This is a genomic window from Sphingomonas sp. ABOLH (assembly GCF_003951715.1).
GTDB lineage: Bacteria > Pseudomonadota > Alphaproteobacteria > Sphingomonadales > Sphingomonadaceae > Sphingomonas > Sphingomonas hankookensis_A.
The window spans coordinates 1-16,638 of record NZ_QQWV01000062.1 but is presented as its reverse complement, the minus strand read 5'-3'; the positions used below and the strand labels follow the sequence as shown (position 1 = coordinate 16,638).

Sequence of the window (16,638 nt, the reverse complement as noted above, 5' to 3'; positions counted from 1 at the left end):
CTCTTGGGAAAGAACGGCCGCAGCCGCTCAATCTGCTCATCCGTCAGCCAAAACAGGTCACTCATTCCGGTCTCCTCGCGGAGCCTGAATCAGATCGCGACGCTCACATCAATGGGTCCTGACCCTAAACCGCCCCGCCTGCGCATCGGTAAAAATGATCTTGGTAATGAGATAGCCGGAGATGACGAAAAATACGTCGACGCCGACATAGCCCCCAGGAATGAAGCGCGCGAAGCCGCAGTGGAACGCGATTACCAGCAGGACCGCGATTGCCCGTAGACCATCGATATCCTCGCGATACTTAATCATCTGCTATCCCCCCGGAATGGCGGGCGGATAGCACGAGCGGGATGCTGCTGCAATGCAGCAACACCCCGCCAGGAACTGATCAGCTTGTCGACTGCCCTATTTCTCTTCCTTCCACACATCCACACCCGCCGCCTTCGGCTCGCCGATCTCGGCCTGGCCCGCGAGGCTGTGGTCGGCATCGTCGGCCAGCGTGTCGAGGTGCATCCACCGCTTCACGATAGGGGAGAGCAGCAGCACGACCACGCCGATGCCGATCGTCCACCACCCGATGCTGTTATAGACCGACAACGTGCCTTCCTTGGTCATTTCGCCGTCATGGCCGCCGGTCGCCTCACCGATCTTGCCGGCCACGAAATTGCCGACCGCCGTCATGTAGAACCACGCACCCATGATCAGCGACGCGAGGTGCTTGGGCGCCAGCCGGTTCATCGCCGACAGGCCGACGGGCGACAGGCACAGCTCGCCGGTCGTCTGGAAGAAATAGATCAGGAAGACGAACAGCACCGGCGTCGCGATTTCCGGGCCGACGGTCCTGGCGCCCCACACGAATAGCAGGAACGAGAAGCCGACCTGCAGCAACGCCAGCGCGAACTTGGCCGGGGCGGAGGGTTCGAGATTGCGCTTGGCCAGCGCCACCCACAACGCCGCGAAGATCGGGCCGAGCAGCACGATGTAGATCGCGTTGATCGACTGGAACAACGAGGCGGGCACCCCGCCGCGATCGACATAGCGGTCGGTATAGAGGTTCAGCGAGCCGCCCGCCTGTTCGAACAGGCCCCAGAACACCGGGTTCAGCGCGATCAGGAACAGGATGGCGAACATCCGCTCGCGCGGTTCCTTGGGCAGCTTGAACGATTCGAACAGCACATAGCCGAGCAGCGCGACGCCCGAGATGATGAGCAGCGTCTCGATCACCGACTGATACTGGATCAGTGCCCAGATCACACCGATCGACGCGACGCCAAGGCCGTACAGCCCCCATTCGGTGCCCTTGGACAGCGGGCGCGGGGCCTCGCCCTGACCCTTCAGCAGCGGCTTGCCCAGCACGAACACGATCAGGCCGAGCAGCATGCCGATGCCCGCCGCGCCGAAGCCGTACGCCCAGCCATAGGTTTCCCCGAGGAAACCGGCAAAGATCACGCCCAGCGCCGCGCCGACGTTAATCCCGACATAGAAGATGGTGTAGGCCCCGTCGCGGCGCAGATCGGTGCGGCTGTAGAGCTGCCCGACGATCACCGAGATGTTCGCCTTCAGGAAGCCCGACCCGACGATGATGCAGGCCAGCGCCGCCCAGAACACGTTGATCGCGGGATCGGCCTGCTTGACGATCGGATCGGTGATGCCGGTCTGTCCCTCGAACGCCATCAGCAGATGGCCGATGGTCAGGATCACCGCGCCGAACAGCACCGCCTTGCGCTGTCCCAGATAGCGGTCGGCGAGATAGCCGCCCAGCACCGGCGTGATGTACACCAGCGAGGTATAGGCGCCGTAGATCAGGTTGGATTCGCCGTCGCCGAACAGCCAGTGCTTCGTCAGGTAGAAGATCAGCAACGCGCGCATGCCGTAATAGGAAAAGCGCTCCCACATCTCGGCGAAGAACAGGACGTACAGCCCCTTGGGATGGCCGGCGAATTCTTCGCCCTTGCTGGCCGCGGCGACGCCGCCCAGCAGCAACAGCAGGATCAGGAACCCCGCTGCGATCGATGGAATGATGGGTAGGCCGAACAAGGATGCATCCCCCGCAAAAAACTGGCGCGCCCGTCGCCTCTTATGGGCGGGGCACGCGGATTGAGCGAGCCTAACGGCGAAAATCGCGATGCCAAGCGAGATTGTTGCGAATGTGACGATGCTTGGCCTGCCGTGCCGCGGCGACTACATCGCGGCCCATGACCTTCAACGACCGCTCCACGCTGCTCGACTATCTGCGCACCCGCCGTTCGGGCAAGCCGCGCGACATGGTCGCACCGGGGCCGGGCGATGCCGAGATCGATGCGATGATCGCGATCGCCGCGCGCACGCCCGACCATGGCAAGCTCGCCCCGTGGCGCTTCGTCGTGGTGCCGCAGGACAAGCGCGCGGCGTTCGCAGCCTTGCTGCGCGAGGCGCAGGTGGTGGAGAATCCCAAGGCGACCGAAGCGCATCTCGAAGCCTGCGACCGCTTCGCGCATGAGGGCGAGGCGCTGATCGTCGTCCTGTCCGCGCCGGTCGACAGCCATATCCCGCGCTGGGAACAGGAACTGTCGGCCGGGGCGGCGACGATGAACCTGCTCCATGCCGCGCACGCCATGGGCTATGTCGCCAGCTGGCTGACGGGATGGATGGCGTTCAGCGACCGGGTGCGCGATGCCTTCGGGGGAGCGAACGACCGCATCGCCGGCTTCGTTTTCATCGGTTCGCCCGGCCGGCCGCTCGACGAACGGCCGCGTCCCGACCCGGCACGCATCGGTACGCGATGGTCCGGTTGAATGATGGACATTTTTGCCGCTTGCTGTATTAAGTCAGCATGACAGCGATCGATCATGAGGACACGCCCGTATATCTGCGCCTGCGCGCGTTGATCGCCGCCGCGATCCTGCGCGGGGAATATCGCACGGGGGACCAGTTGCCGTCGGTCCGCGCCTTTGCCGCCGAACATGGCGCCAACCCGCTGACCGTCGCCAAGGCGTACCAGACCTTTCAGGACGATGGCTATGTCGAGGTCCGGCGCGGCGTCGGCATGTTCGTGTTGCCCGGCGCCGTGGAGCGGTTGCGCATGGCGGAGCGCGAACGCTTCCTGAGCGGGCATTGGCCACGGATTCGCGCGCATATTGACCTGCTGGGACTTGACGCGCACACGCTGTTGGACGAACGCGCGCCGGCCTGACCGGGAACTGCGGCGGACCGGTGGCGGGTATGGCCTGTCGCCGCTTGCAGTCTGGAACCTTTCGTGTCCTCGTCGGTCTTTGGTACCCTTCGTAACGGAACCGTGGCGCGGTGGTGGCGTTCCCTTTTCAACAGGGAGACTGCCGTGGAACGAACCGCCTTGATGCCGACCCGCGTGCCCCTCTACGCGCTGCATGGTCGCAACCATTGCCCGACCTGCGGGGCGTCGCAATGGTTCGTCGGGCGGATCATCGCCGAATGTGCCTGCTGCGGCGATACGCTGCCGATCAACCATGCGGTTCGCCCGACCCAGATGACCGCGCTGCGCAATATCGCGGCGTAAACCCGGTCCGGGGTTACGTAAGGATGGCGGACCGGTCCGCCCTACTCCCCCTTCATCGCCATCGCCCGCGCGTACAGCTCGCGCCGGTCCAGCCCCAACGCCTTGGCCACTTCGCCCGCCGCCTTCGACGTGGGCAGCCGGGTCAGCGCCTCGCGCAGCGCCGTGTCGGCATCGTCCTGCGTCGCGGGCGCCGGGGCTCCGGGCGGGGCGACTACGATCACGATCTCGCCCTTGGGCGGCGCATCGGCATAGCGCTCCGCCAGCGCCGACAATGTGCCGGTCACGCACTCCTCGAACCGCTTGGTGATCTCGCGCGCGACGCCGCATTCGCGCTCGCCCAGCCCTTCCGCCAGCGCGGCGAGCGTCGCCGACAATCGCTGCCCGCTTTCATAGAAGACCAGGGTCGCGCGGACGCCGGCGATCTCGGCAATCGCCTCCGCCCGGGCATGCACCTTGGACGGCAGGAAGCCGGCGAACAGGAACCGGTCGGTCGGCAGGCCCGCCAGCGTCAGCGCCGCGATCGCCGCGCACGGACCCGGAATGGTGACGACGACATGCCCCGCCGCCCGCGCATCGCGCACCAGCTTGTAGCCGGGATCGGAGATCAGCGGCGTCCCCGCATCGGACACCAGCGCCACCGCCTCACTCGCCATCCGCGCGATCAGCCCCGGGCGCATCCCCTCGGCATTATGGTCGTGATAGGGGATCATCGGCCGCTTGACCCCGATATGGCGCAACAGCCCCGCCGTTACCCGGCTGTCCTCGACCGCGATCACATCGGCGCGCGATAAAATATCGGCGGCACGGATAGTTAGGTCAGCGAGATTGCCGATCGGGGTCGCGACGATGTAGAGGCCGGGGACAAGTTTTTCGGTCATCAGGGGTAGGTCCATGGCAGACACGATAGCGCCACGGCAATGGCGGCACCACATCGCGCGCGCCACGGCGCTGATCGGCGCGGCATTGCTCGCGGGGTGCGCGACCATCGTTCCCAAGGGGCCGGTCGAACAGGCGCCGCCCACCACCACCCGCCCGCAGCCGACCCGGCCCGGCCCGGTCACCGGCGGCATTCCCGAGGATAATCAGCGTCACCGCGTCGCGCTGCTGGTACCGCTCAGCGGTCCCAATGGCGGGGTCGGGCGCTCGATCGCCAATGCGACGCAGCTGGCGCTGCTCGACACGCGCAGCGAACGGGTGCGAATCACTACCTATGACACCGCGCTCGGCGCCGCCGCCGCCGCGCAGCGCGCGATTGCGGAGGGCAACCGGCTGATCCTGGGGCCGCTGCTCGCCGACGACGTGCGCGCGGTGGCCCCGATCGCCCGCGGGGCGAAGGTGCCGGTCATCAGCTATTCGAACGACGTGTCGGTTGCCGGGGGCGGTGCCTATCTGCTGGGCTATACCCCGGCGCAGTCGATCGACCGGGTCGTCGGCTATGCCCGCACCAACGGCATGACCCAGTTCGCCGGCCTCGTGCCTGCCGGCGTCTATGGCCAGCGCGCCTCGACCAGCTTCCTCCGCGCCGTCGAGCAGGCCGGCGGACAGGTCGTCTCGATCCAGACCTATGCCCGGGGCGGGATCGCGGCGGCGGTCGCGAAGCTGCCGAAGACCTCGCCCTACGAAGCGATCCTGATCGCCGATCAGGCAGGGCAGGCGGCGCTGGCAGTGCCCGCGATCCGCCGGTCGACCAGCCGTTCGGCCAAGGTGCTTGGCACCGAATTGTGGAACACCGAAACCGGCCTGGGATCGATGCCGGCGCTGAATGGCGCCTGGTATGCCAGCGTCTCGAACGGCCTGTATCGCCAGTTCGTGACCAAATACCGCGCCCGCTTCAACGCCGCGCCATACCGCCTGTCGAGTCTGGGCTATGATTCGGTGCTGCTGACCGTCCGCATCGCCCGCGACTGGGCAATCGGCCGCGACTTTCCCGAAAGCCGGTTGCGTGCCGAGGACGGCTTCGCGGGGCTCGACGGCGCCTTCCGCTTCGGCCGCGACGGCGTGGCTGAACGCGCGCTGGAGGTGCAGGAGGTGCGGACGGGAGGTGCGGTGACGGTGAGCCCCGCGCCGCGGACGTTCGGGGAGTAGGAGCGATTTTGCAATTCGCGATGTTTTATCTTAATAAGAAAATATTACTCCCCTGATGAGCTTCGGCCGTCGGGCGCACGGCGGGCCAAAAGCCCGCCGTTGCTCTTTGTAGGGCAGGCGCCTTGAACACCCATGTCTATATCGACGGGTTCAACCTCTATTATGGGCTGCTGAAAGGCACGCCGTACAGATGGCTCGATCTGGAGCGTTGGTGCGATCAGCTGCTGCCGCGCAACAGCGTCACCAAGATCCATTACTTTACGGCACAGGTCGATGCGCGTCCGCAGGACCCCGACCAGCCGACCCGCCAGTTCGCGTATCTTCAGGCGCTGCGTTCACTGCCCAGAGTCGAAGTGCATCTGGGGACGTTCATGAGTTCGGTCGTCAGTCAGGTGATGGTGGAAACCGATCCCGCGACCGGTCGCTATCGGCGCATGGGCGGAAAGCCGGTCCTCCAGCTCGATCCGGCCGGTAACCCCGTAAAAGCTTGGACCTACAAGAGCGAGGAAAAGGGGTCGGACGTGAACCTCGCCGCGCATCTGCTGCGTGATGCCTATCAGGGCACTGCCAATGCGCAGTAATCGTCTCTAACGATTCCGACCTGCTCACGCCGATCCGCATGGCGAAGGCTGACTGCGGTACGGTGGTCGGACTGGTGCCGCCGCGGCCAAAGGGCAGCATCGAACTCAAGGCACTGGCTGATTTCAAGATCGATCCGCGCGTACATCTGCTCGCCAGTTCGCAGTTGAGCGACCCGGTGGCGACGCCGACCGACACGATTCATAAGCCGCCGAACTGGTAACCCGTCACGCCACCCCGAACGGCACCACCATGTTATCGGCATAATGGCCGACATGCGCCCGCCCCAGATACGGCACGCCCATCGCCCGAGCCCATTTGGCGGCGATCTGTTCCTCGGTCTCGCCGAACCCCGTATCGTCGGGATGGCGGTCAGTCACCGCGCCCAGCCGGATGCCGGCGATGCCCTTCAATTGCGTCGCCTCGCTCAGCTGCCACAACAGCCGGTCGATGCGGTACAGATCCTCGCCGACTTCCTCGACGATCACGACATGGTCGGTCAGGTCGGGCAGCCACGGCGTACCGATCAACGCGCACAAGATGACAAGGTTGAACGCGACGGTCGGCCTTCCGTCGAGCTCCGGGGCCAGCATCGTGCGGTCGCGATTGACCAGCCACGCCAGCGCTCGCGCCGCGCTGTTGGTGCCGCCGGCCTTACCGACCTGCGCCGCCATCGGGCCATGGACCGGCCGCCCGATCCGCCGGGCATAGAGCGCGCCGAGCAGGAACCCCATGTCGGAAAAGCCGAGATAGCTCTTCGCCGCCGCGGCGCGATTGAGCTGCGGCATCACCGTGTCGAGGATGCGGTTCGACCCGTACCCGCCGCGCGCGAACCAGATCGCGTCGAAGCCCGGATCGTTCGCGAATTCGAGAAAGGCGGCGGCACGCTGTTCGTCGGTCCCGGCGAAATGCCCGACATCGAGGAAGCATTGCGGATGCACGACCAGGTCGAGCGTCGGATAGGTGAGAGCGGCATAGCCCTGAGTCCGGGCCATCTGTTCCTCATCCACCCGCCGTGCCGGTGCCACGACTCCGATACGCATCACGCAACCCCGCTTGCCACTCAGGACCAACCCCGATAGCGCCACGCGATGCTGTACGGCAAATCCTTCTTCCTCGTCGGGATCGGCGGGTCGGGCATGATGCCCCTCGCCATGATCCTCGCCGGGCGCGGCGCGACCGTCGCCGGCTCCGACCGCAGCCTCGACCAGGCGAGCCTGCCCGCCAAGTTCGATGCCCTGCGTGCCCTTGGCATCGCGCTCTACCCGCAGGATGGCAGCGGCATCGCGTCGGCCGAGCAGATCGTTATCGCCTCCGCCGCGATCGAACCGACCGTCGCCGACATCGTCGCCGCCGACCGCGTCGGCGCGAAGCGGATGGGCCGGGCCGAACTGCTCGCCGAACTGTTCAATGCAGCAACGCTGTCCATCGGGGTCGCGGGCACCAGCGGCAAGTCGACCGTCACCGGCATGATCGGCTTCATCCTCCACGCGCTAGGCCGCGATCCGACGGTGATGAACGGCGCGGTGATGAAGGACTTCGCCGCGCCCGACCGCCCCTTCGCCAGCGCCCTGGTCGGGCAGGGCGATGCGTTCGTCAGCGAGGTGGACGAGAGCGACGGCTCTATCGCCTATTACCGACCGCACGTCGCGGTGCTGAACAATGTCAGCCTCGACCACAAATCGCTCGACGAACTGCGCGCGCTGTTCGGCGGATTCGCCGAGCGGGCGGGGCGGGTGGTCGTCAATGTCGGCGATGCCGAGGCGGCGGCGCTGGCGGCGACGATCCCGGCGGACAAGCGCACGACCTTCGCGGTGGAGGGCGATGCGGATCTTGCCGCCCGCGCGCTGGTGCTCGATCCCTTTGCCAGCCGGTTCGAACTGGCGGCGGACGGAGCGACCTATCCCGTCGCCCTCGCTGTACCGGGGCGGCACAACGTCGCCAATGCGCTGGCGGCGATCGGCGCCGTGGCGGCGGTCGGGGTGCCGATCGCCGATGCGGCGCGGGCGATCGCCGGCTTTTCCGGTCTCAAGCGCCGCTTCGAACTGGTGGGGCAGGCCGGCGGCGTCGCCGTCATCGACGATTTCGGCCACAACCCGGACAAGATCGCCGCGACCATCGCCACGTTGCGCAGCGCGCCGGGCCGGCTGCTGCTGTTCTTCCAGCCGCACGGCTATGGCCCGCTGAAGGTCATGCGGCGCGAACTGGTGGCGATGTTCGCCGATCGGCTGGTGGCCGACGACCTGCTGGTGCTCCCCGATCCGGTCTATCGCGGCGGGACGGTCACCCGCGAAGTGACCAGCGCAGACATCGTCGCCGACCTGACGGCACTCGGCGCCCCGGCGCGCCACATCGCCGATCGCGACGCAGCGGCGGCGTTCCTCGTCGAACAGGCCCGCCCCGGCGACCGCATCGTCATGATGGGCGCGCGTGACGATACCCTGTCGGAACTGGCGGCGGGCATGGTGGCGCGGCTGGGCTGAAGTTGCCAAATTCGTCATCCCGGCGCAGGCTGGGATCTCCCGGTTATGGAGCGCACTCCTCGCCGCCGGATACCCCCGCCTTCGCTGGGGTGACGCTGGGGCGGGGGCGATGGTTCCTCGAACCTCCCAATCCTTACCAATTCCTTGACATCGCCCGCCTGCTCGGCGACCGGACCAATATCGCAAGCAAATTGTCGAATTAGTCCGACAAGGACCGAGTTGGGGAGGCCGCTTTTGGCACAGACACGGGCGGGTTCCGCCACCACCGGGCTGGCATTCGCCGCCGTCACGACACTGTTCTTCGCATGGGGCTTCATCACATCGCTGATCGACCCACTGGTCGCGGCGGTGAAGGGCATCTTCACCCTGTCCGATTTCGAGGCGCAGTTCGCCGCATCGGCCTTCTTTCTCGCCTATGGCCTCGTCTCGATGCCCGCCGCGATCCTGCTCGGCCGGTTGAAGGCGGTGCCCTCGATCCTGTTCGCGCTCATCACCATGGTCGTCGGCTGCCTGACGATGCTGGTCGCGGCGAACCTCGCCGTCTTCCCGATCGTGCTGCTCGGCCTGTTCATCCTCGCCTCGGGCATCACCATCCTGCAGGTCGCGGCGAACCCGCTGGCCGCCGCGCTGGGTGACCCCAAGCTCAGCCATTTCCGCCTGACGCTCAGCCAGACGTTCAACTCGTTCGGCACCTTCCTGGGGCCCCTGCTCGGCGCGAGCCTGTTCCTCGAAGGGGTCGAGGTAAAGGACGGCACGGTGCTGACCGAAGCGGTGCGCGCCGGCGCGCTGGCCGGGATCGACCGGGCCTATTTCTGGATCGCCGGGCTGATCGCCGCACTGGCAGTGTTCTTCTTCCTCAGCCGCAAGGTTGTGTCGGCCGCCGTGCCGGAAGCGCCTGCGAACACCCCGTCGCCTGCCGCGCTGCTGCGCGACGCCTTCTCGTCGCGCTGGGCGGTGCTCGGCGCCGCCGCGATCTTCATCTATGTCGGCGCCGAAGTCGCCATCGGCACGCAGATGGCGCTGTTCCTCAACGCCGATGCCTGGGCCGCTTCGGACGCCGCGTTCGGCGTGCCGCTGCTGGGCCTCGCCATGGGCAGCGACGGCGTGCCCGGCGTGTCGTTGCAGGAAGCCGGCAAGGCGGTCGCCTTCTACTGGCTGGGCGCGATGGTCGGCCGCGCGATCGGGTCGGTGCTGCTGTCGCAGGTCAAGGCGCACAAGCTGCTGGCGCTGTTCACTGGTATCGCCGTCGCCATGTGCCTCTATGTCGCGTTCGTCGGCGGGGTCGGGGCGGGCTTCGTGGCGCTGGCCATCGGCCTGTTCAACTCGATCATGTTCCCGGTCATCTTCACCCTGACCCTCGAACGCTCGACCGCCAGCGAGGCGGCAACCTCGGGGCTGCTCTGCACCGCGATCTTCGGCGGGGCGGTGATCCCGCTGATCGTCGGGCTGGTGTCGGGTGCGCTCGGCCATGGCGCGGCGTTCGTCGTGCCGGCGCTCTGCTATGCCGCCTTGTGCGCCTTCGCCATCGCCGCCGGCCGCACGCCCCCACGCAACGCCGCTTCGGCCAAGAGCCTTCACTGATCGTCGCAGCGACCATGGTTTCCTACCCCTGATCCGGTTAGGCTAACCGCCTGATTGTCCCGGGAGAGAGATCATGGCCGTTCGCGCCGCGCTGTTGTTGTCCGCCCTCGTACTGCCCGCCACGCTGCCGGCACAGGTCCGTCAGGAAGGGGCGGGAGCGACGCAGGAACTCGACTGCGGCGGCGGCGTCGCCACCGTCGAGGGGGCGGGCAATACCATGATGATCACCGGCCGGTGCAGCGCGCTGGTGATCGAAGGGGCCGGTAACCGCGTGACGATCGACCTCGCCCCGCGCGCCTCGGTCAGGATCGCCGGGGCCAGCAACACCGTCCTCTACCGCACCCCTGATGGCAGCAAGGCGCGCGTCAGTGTCGCCGGGGCGGGCAACCGGGTGTCGATGCAGCGATAGAACTCTACCCTATCGTCACCCCGGGCTTGACCCGGGGTCCCGCTTCTTTCCGTCGATGATAAGCGGGACCCCGGATCAAGTCCGGGGTGACGTCGCTTATTCCGAGAGGCCAGCCCTACGCCGCCACCCGCTCCGCCAGTGCCACCTGCGCCAGCGCGATCGACCCCATCGGCCCGGCCTGATCGCCCAGCGCCGGGGCGACGACATAGTCGCGCTCGGGCAGCGGCAGATAGCCGTTGATGCTCGCCCGCAGCGCCGGTTCGATCCGCGCCAGCAGATGCGGCTGCTTGTTCATCACCCCGCCGCCGATCGCGATCCGCTTCGGCCCCGTGGTGCACACCATCGCATGGCACATTGCGGTGATCGCCGACTCGACCCGGTCCCACACCGGATGATCGTTCGCCAGCGTGGACACATGGACATCGCCCAGCGCCGCCTTGATGCCCGTGCCCGATGCCAGCCCCTCGACGCAATCGTCATGGAACGGGCAGCCGCTGGGCAGCGTGTCGGTGGCCAGGCGCGGCACGCGCAGATGGCCGATCTCGGCATGGCCGATCCCGCGCGTCGGCTTGCCGTTGACGAGCAACCCGACCCCGACCCCGGTGCCGATCGTGACATAGGCGAAATCGTCCAGCCCCTTGGCACAGCCCCACAGCACCTCGGCAAAGGCCGCACCGTTGACATCGGTATCGAACGCGACCGGCACGTCGCACCGGCTCGACAACGCACCGGCGACATCGGTCATCGGCCAGTCGGGTTTGGTCGTGGCGAGGATATGGCCCCAGGTCGGCGAGGACGGATCGAGATCGACCGGGCCGAAGCTGGCGATGCCCAGTGCGGCGAACCCCCCGGCGTCCCACCACTTTTGCAGGATAGCAGCAATCGCCGGCAGGGTGACGGCGGGATGTTCGGTCGGTACGGTTTCCTGCGCCAGGATGGCGTCGGGTCCGTGCGCCAGCGTGCAGACGCACTTGGTCCCGCCCAGTTCGATCCCGGCCAGCGGCAACGCGCCATGCCTGCCCCGTTCCGCCGGATCGAAAGTCATGTTCATCCCCCAAAACCCGTTTTACTTGTGAATATCGATTCAGCGTCGCAGGATTCGGGGAAAAGAGCAAATTGAAATTCTAATTGCGTGCTCCTAGGCGCGACCGGGTGCTCAGCGGGCCGGCGGAATCGGGGTATATTGCGCCGATACCAGCCGCCACCCATTCCCTGTGCGCCGCGCGACATAGCCGACGCGGATCGCCCGCGCCGTGCCGTTCGGCAGCGTGATCGCCTTGCGTTCGGTCACGGATGCGGTGTTGCCGCTCACCCGCACGACCCGTTCGTCATGGCGCATCGGCGGGGCGGGGTGGCGCTTGTCGGGCGCATAGAAGCCCAGCACCTCGGCGCGGGAATCGACCGTGCCGACCGGCGAAATCTCGACATAGTCGTCCGCCAGCGTGGCGGCGAGGGCGTCGGGGTCGAACGCCGCGCGAGCGGCATCGAACCGGTCGACCAGCGCCTCGATCGCCGCCGAGGGTTGCGGCGCGGCGACGGCCGGCGCGGTGACGCTCATCGCGGCGGCGGCGATCATGCCACCCATGGCACCGATACGTACGATCATATTCCCTCTCTTATCGCTAACTGCGAATTAACCATGCCCGGCGATACTGGTCCGATCACGGAGGCGACGCCATGCGGAACGATCCCCTGTCACCCGACCCTGCGCCCGCACCCGCCACCGGATGCGGGACCCGTTTCGAACTGGCGCTGGTCGCCGCGTTCAAGGGCGGGGCGACGCCCGCCGCTCCCTGCCCGCCGCGGCGACCGACCAGCGGCTGATCGCTCAGCCGGCCTCCTCGGCCTTCCACAGGGCGGTGGCGCTCGGCAGCAGGAAATGGCTGAACGGCAGGATCGCCGCACCGACCGCCGGGGCATCCTCCGCCAGCATCGCGCGGCGCACCGGGGCAAGGGCGGGCACATTGCCGACCGTCGCCATTCGCGCGTTCAGCCGCTCGGCCAGCGTATCGACATGCCCGCCGGGCAGCCGTCCGCCGACGAACACCGCCGCCGGATTGATCAGGCAGTTGATCGCGACCAGCGGTTCGACCAGCCGTTCGACCGACGCATCGATCCAGCTGTCGACCACCGCCAGCAGCGCCGGATCGTCGCTGCGTCCGCCCAGCATGTCGGCCAGGGTGAAGCCCGCATCGCGCAGCGGGTGCGACAGCCCCGACAGCGACACGGTATGCTGGATCTGCGCCTGCCCGCCCTTGCCGTCGCTGCCCAGCAGGAAGCCCAGCTCGCCCGATCGCCCCTGCGCCCCGCGATAATAGCTGCCGTCCAGCACCAGCCCGCCGCCCAGTGCCGAGGAGATCAGGACATAGAAGAAGCTCGCCTGATGCTGGCCATGTCCCAGCTGTAATTCGCCCATCGCGGCGGCGGCGGCGTCGTTCTCGACAAAGACCGGCAGGTCGAGTGGTGCTGCGAACAGCTCGGCCATGTCGACGCCTTCCCAGACGGTATAATTGTCCGGGCGGCCGGGCAGGTCGACGGTGCCCAGATCGTCGGGCCGCGCGACGCCGATGCCGACGATGCGCTGGCGGTCCACCCCCGCCTCGGCGATCAGCGGGTCGATCGCCGATTGATAGAAGGCGGCGACGTCGTCGGGCATCGGAAACTCGACTTCCTGCGATGCGCGCGCCAGCGTCTGTCCCGCGAAATCGACCAGCACGATCGTCACATGGTCGCGGTCGATATTGACGCCGATCGCGAAGCAGGCGGCGGGATTGACCACCAGCTTGGTCGGCGGCTGCCCGCGCCCGCCGCGCCGCTGCCCGGCCTCCAGCACCAGCCCTTCGCTCAGCAGCCGCCGGGTGATGTTGGCGATCGCCGGCGGGGTCAGCCCGGTGATATTGGCCAGGTCGATCCGGGTCAGCGACCCCGACACCCGGATCGCGTGCAGCGTCACCCGCTGGTTATGGTCCGCCGCACGTTCGAGATTGGTTCCCGACAGGCGGATGGGCGCGCGCTCGATCGTCACCGACCGGCAACCGCATGGATGGGGGGCAACACCGAATTCTCCCTGTACGACGGTCGGGCCGCCGGTTTGTCGGACAACAGCGTGGACCAGCCGGACCCGCGGTTCAATCCGAAACTCACTATCGAAAACCGCGCAATGATCGTTGACAACGCTGTCGGAATTGCCGAACGGGTGGGCAAGAGGAATGTGCGGTTCGCGCGCACGTCGGGGAGAGCGATGTCATGAAACCGGTTACGACGTATCTGCTGGGCACCGCCCTGTGCCTGGGCGCACTGCCCGCCGCGGCACAGACCGTGCCGGCGCCGGCGCCGGCGGCGACCGTCCATCCCGAACTCTGGCCGCGGGCGAACTGGCCGTACAAGGCCGACCCTGCGATCGAGGCGCGCATCGCCGACCTGCTCAAGCGGATGACGCTGGAGGAAAAGGTCGGGCAGGTCGTGCAGGGCGACATCGCCAGCCTGACGCCGGAAGACGTCAAGCGCTATCACCTCGGCTCGGTCCTGAACGGCGGCAATTCCGCGCCGAACAACGACGAATTCGCGCCCGCTTCCGAATGGCTGAAGCTCGCCGACCGTTTCTACGAAGCGTCGGTCGACAAGAGCGGCGGCGGCGTCGGCGTGCCCGTGATCTGGGGCACCGACGCGGTGCATGGCCACAGCAATATCGTCGGTGCGACGCTGTTCCCGCACAATGTCGGGCTGGGTGCGATGCACGATCCGGCGCTGATGCGGAAGATCGCGCAGGCGACCGCCGCCGAAATCCGCGCGACCGGCATCGAATGGACCTTTGCGCCGACGATCACCGTGCCGCAGGACCTGCGCTGGGGCCGCGCCTACGAAGGCTATTCGTCCGATCCGAAGCTCGTCGCCAGCTACGTCACCCAGTTCATCGAAGGGCTGCAGGGCGCGCCGGGATCGACCAACCAGTTGAAGGGTCCCTACGTCCTCGCCTCGACCAAGCATTTCCTGGCGGACGGCGGCACCTTTGGCGGTCAGGATCAGGGCGACGCGAAGATTTCCGAAACCCAGCTGCGCGACATTCACGGCACGCCCTATGTCTCGGCGATCAACGCCGGGGTGCAGACGGTCATGGCCAGCTTTTCGAGCTGGAACGGTGAAAAGATTACCGGTCACAAGGGCCTGATGACCGATGTGCTGAAAAAGCGCATGGGCTTTGGCGGTTTCATCGTCAGCGACTGGAACGCGCATGGCCAGGTGGCGGGCTGCACCAACGCGTCGTGCCCGCGTGCGATCAACGCCGGTCTCGACATGTACATGGCGCCCGACAGCTGGAAGCCGATCTGGGAAAACCTGGTCGCCCAAGTGAAGTCGGGCGAAGTCCCGATGGCACGCCTCGACGACGCCGTATCCAACATCCTGCGCGTTAAGCTGCGCGCCGGTCTGTTCGACGCGGGCAAGCCGTCGTCGCGCCCGCTGTCGGGCAAGTTCGACCTGCTCGGCAGCCCTGAGCACCGCGCGATCGCGCGCGAAGCGGTGGCCAAGTCGCTGGTGCTGCTCAAGAACAACGGTTCGCTGCTGCCGATCAAGGCCGGGGCTCGGGTGCTGGTCGCCGGTGACGGGGCCGACGACGTCGCGCGCCAGTCGGGCGGCTGGACGCTGACGTGGCAGGGGACGGGGATCGATCCGAAATATTTCCCCGGCGCGACCTCGATCTACCAGGGGATCGACGCCGCGGCCAAGGCGGCGGGCGGTTCGGCCATGCTGTCGCCCGATGGCAGCTTCACCGGCGCCAAGCCCGATGCGGCGATCGTCGTGTTCGGCGAAACGCCCTATGCCGAGTTCCAGGGTGACATCAAGACGCTGCAGCTGCGCCCCGAACTGCGCCAACCCATTGAAACCATGAAGAAGCTGAAGGCGCAGGGCATTCCCGTCGTCGCCGTCATGCTGACCGGTCGCCCGCTGTTCGTGAACGCCGCGATCAACGCCGCCGATGCGTTCGTCGTCGCGTGGCTGCCCGGATCGGAAGGGGCTGGGGTCGCCGATGTGCTGCTCAAGGACCGCAGTGGCAAGGCGAAGCGCGACTTCACCGGCACCTTGTCCTTCCCGTGGCCGGCGACGGCGGATGCCACCGGTCCGACCCAGTTTCCGCTGGGCTATGGCCTGACCGGCGCCAGCAGGACGGTCGTGCCGACCCTGTCGGAGGACGCCAAGGTGGCCGAAGCCGATGCCGGCGACGTGTTCATGGACAAGGGCCTGCCCGCGACCGCATGGTCGCTGGAGGTCGGCGGCGCCGGCACCGGCGGCAATACCCGCATCACGACGGTCCCGGCACAGTCGGGCGCCGGCCGCGTGAAGGTCACCGCGACCGACCATGGTGTTCAGGAAGGCGCGCGCCGCTTCGTCGTCGATGGCAGCGGCCCGGCGCAGATCCTGCTCAGCACCCAGTCGCCGGTCGACCTGACGCGCCAGACCAATGGCGACGTGATGCTGACCGCGACGATGCGGGTCGATGCCGCCCCGACCAGGCCGGTCACCCTGTCGCTGCGCAGCGGTCCGGGTAGCGGGCAGGTGGCGCTCGGCCGGCTCGAACCGCTGGGCACCGGCCAGTGGAAGACGCTGGGCGTGCCGCTCAAATGCTTCGGCGGCAATGTGAACATGGGCAAGGTCGACACGCCGTTCGTGCTGACCACCGACGGCACGATGACGGTCAGCGTGGCACGCGTCGCGCTCGGCACCACGGCGGACGTGAAGCTCAGCTGCAAGTAAAAGGTCCTCCCCGATCCGCGGGGAGGGGGACCATGCGCAGCATGGTGGAGGGGGGTATCCGCCTACGGAACCGTTGCGTTGCGGGGCGAGCCCCCTCCACCATCACCTACGGCGACGGTCCCCCTCCCCATGGAATGGCGAGGATCTTTAGCGTTCGGCGCCTTTCGCCTTCCCCCAGGCCCTGGCCGCTGTGTAGCCGAGATAGCCGGTGCCGAAGAGGGCGTACAATTCCTCCG

General features: G+C 67.2%; 17 protein-coding genes and 1 pseudogene. 11 read left to right on the top strand and 7 right to left on the bottom strand.

Annotated features, from left to right (window positions below; genetic code table 11):
- Nucleotides 1-144 precede the first annotated feature (144 nt).
- Nucleotides 145-309, bottom strand: a pseudogene (locus CA237_RS18215) (acyltransferase family protein); the annotation flags it as partial.
- Nucleotides 310-405: 96 nt separating this feature from the next.
- Nucleotides 406-2,037, bottom strand: coding sequence for a peptide MFS transporter (locus CA237_RS18210; protein WP_066691822.1), 1,632 nt, complete (start codon nucleotides 2,035-2,037; stop codon nucleotides 406-408).
- A 158-nt stretch (nucleotides 2,038-2,195) separates the two neighbouring features.
- Between CA237_RS18210 and CA237_RS18205 the strand changes: the two genes are divergently transcribed.
- The 3 genes from CA237_RS18205 (at nucleotide 2,196) to CA237_RS18195 (ending at nucleotide 3,514) form a co-directional block, all read left to right on the top strand.
- Complete coding sequence (locus CA237_RS18205; protein ID WP_066691821.1) at nucleotides 2,196-2,774, top strand: nitroreductase; 579 nt, start codon at nucleotides 2,196-2,198, stop codon at nucleotides 2,772-2,774.
- Nucleotides 2,775-2,812: 38 nt separating this feature from the next.
- On the top strand, nucleotides 2,813-3,172 hold the full coding sequence (locus CA237_RS18200; RefSeq protein ID WP_066691818.1) for a GntR family transcriptional regulator: 360 nt from the start codon (nucleotides 2,813-2,815) through the stop codon (nucleotides 3,170-3,172).
- A gap of 144 nt (nucleotides 3,173-3,316) precedes the next feature.
- Nucleotides 3,317-3,514 carry a hypothetical protein gene (locus CA237_RS18195; RefSeq protein ID WP_126015146.1) on the top strand — a complete coding sequence of 66 codons (198 nt, stop codon included), beginning with the start codon at nucleotides 3,317-3,319 and terminating at the stop codon, nucleotides 3,512-3,514.
- Nucleotides 3,515-3,555: 41 nt separating this feature from the next.
- Here the strand turns inward: CA237_RS18195 and rsmI are convergent, their stop codons facing one another.
- On the bottom strand, nucleotides 3,556-4,392 hold the full coding sequence (rsmI, locus tag CA237_RS18190; protein ID WP_066692754.1) for a 16S rRNA (cytidine(1402)-2'-O)-methyltransferase: 837 nt from the start codon (nucleotides 4,390-4,392) through the stop codon (nucleotides 3,556-3,558).
- Between the two features lie 13 nt (nucleotides 4,393-4,405).
- Here rsmI and CA237_RS18185 point away from each other — a divergent pair, with 13 nt between their 5' ends.
- The 3 genes from CA237_RS18185 (at nucleotide 4,406) to CA237_RS18175 (ending at nucleotide 6,401) form a co-directional block, all read left to right on the top strand.
- Nucleotides 4,406-5,599, top strand: coding sequence for a penicillin-binding protein activator (locus tag CA237_RS18185; protein WP_066691813.1), 1,194 nt, complete (start codon nucleotides 4,406-4,408; stop codon nucleotides 5,597-5,599).
- 122 nt (nucleotides 5,600-5,721) lie between these two features.
- Nucleotides 5,722-6,180 carry an NYN domain-containing protein gene (locus tag CA237_RS18180; protein WP_066691810.1) on the top strand — a complete coding sequence of 153 codons (459 nt, stop codon included), beginning with the start codon at nucleotides 5,722-5,724 and terminating at the stop codon, nucleotides 6,178-6,180.
- Between the two features lie 38 nt (nucleotides 6,181-6,218).
- Nucleotides 6,219-6,401, top strand: coding sequence for a hypothetical protein (locus CA237_RS18175; protein ID WP_066691808.1), 183 nt, complete (start codon nucleotides 6,219-6,221; stop codon nucleotides 6,399-6,401).
- Between the two features lie 4 nt (nucleotides 6,402-6,405).
- On the opposite strand, the gene CA237_RS18170 is transcribed toward CA237_RS18175, so the two are convergent.
- Nucleotides 6,406-7,221, bottom strand: coding sequence for an LD-carboxypeptidase (locus CA237_RS18170; protein ID WP_066691806.1), 816 nt, complete (start codon nucleotides 7,219-7,221; stop codon nucleotides 6,406-6,408).
- Nucleotides 7,222-7,269: 48 nt separating this feature from the next.
- Between CA237_RS18170 and CA237_RS18165 the strand changes: the two genes are divergently transcribed.
- The 3 genes from CA237_RS18165 (at nucleotide 7,270) to CA237_RS18155 (ending at nucleotide 10,651) form a co-directional block, all read left to right on the top strand.
- Nucleotides 7,270-8,661 (top strand): Mur ligase family protein, encoded by a 1,392-nt coding sequence (locus CA237_RS18165; RefSeq protein ID WP_066691804.1) that lies wholly within the window; start codon nucleotides 7,270-7,272, stop codon nucleotides 8,659-8,661.
- 234 nt (nucleotides 8,662-8,895) lie between these two features.
- Nucleotides 8,896-10,242, top strand: a complete 1,347-nt coding sequence (locus CA237_RS18160; protein WP_066691802.1) for an MFS transporter — start codon at nucleotides 8,896-8,898, stop codon at nucleotides 10,240-10,242.
- Nucleotides 10,243-10,315: 73 nt separating this feature from the next.
- Complete coding sequence (locus tag CA237_RS18155; protein WP_066691799.1) at nucleotides 10,316-10,651, top strand: DUF3060 domain-containing protein; 336 nt, start codon at nucleotides 10,316-10,318, stop codon at nucleotides 10,649-10,651.
- Nucleotides 10,652-10,766: 115 nt separating this feature from the next.
- On the opposite strand, the gene CA237_RS18150 is transcribed toward CA237_RS18155, so the two are convergent.
- Together CA237_RS18150 and CA237_RS18145 are read right to left on the bottom strand one after the other, a co-directional pair.
- Nucleotides 10,767-11,696: an ROK family protein gene (locus tag CA237_RS18150; RefSeq protein ID WP_126015144.1), complete on the bottom strand. Its 930-nt coding sequence runs from the start codon at nucleotides 11,694-11,696 to the stop codon at nucleotides 10,767-10,769.
- 111 nt (nucleotides 11,697-11,807) lie between these two features.
- Nucleotides 11,808-12,257, bottom strand: coding sequence for a nuclear transport factor 2 family protein (locus CA237_RS18145; RefSeq protein WP_241215546.1), 450 nt, complete (start codon nucleotides 12,255-12,257; stop codon nucleotides 11,808-11,810).
- Nucleotides 12,258-12,328: 71 nt separating this feature from the next.
- Between CA237_RS18145 and CA237_RS19785 the strand changes: the two genes are divergently transcribed.
- A complete protein-coding gene (locus CA237_RS19785; RefSeq protein ID WP_164523919.1) occupies nucleotides 12,329-12,475 on the top strand; it encodes a hypothetical protein in 147 nt (48 codons plus the stop codon).
- 4 nt (nucleotides 12,476-12,479) lie between these two features.
- On the opposite strand, the gene CA237_RS18140 is transcribed toward CA237_RS19785, so the two are convergent.
- Nucleotides 12,480-13,676, bottom strand: coding sequence for an ROK family transcriptional regulator (locus CA237_RS18140; RefSeq protein WP_126015142.1), 1,197 nt, complete (start codon nucleotides 13,674-13,676; stop codon nucleotides 12,480-12,482).
- A gap of 221 nt (nucleotides 13,677-13,897) precedes the next feature.
- Here CA237_RS18140 and CA237_RS18135 point away from each other — a divergent pair, with 221 nt between their 5' ends.
- Nucleotides 13,898-16,402, top strand: a complete 2,505-nt coding sequence (locus CA237_RS18135) for a glycoside hydrolase family 3 protein (RefSeq protein WP_066691790.1) — start codon at nucleotides 13,898-13,900, stop codon at nucleotides 16,400-16,402.
- The last annotated feature ends 236 nt before the right edge of the window (nucleotides 16,403-16,638 follow it).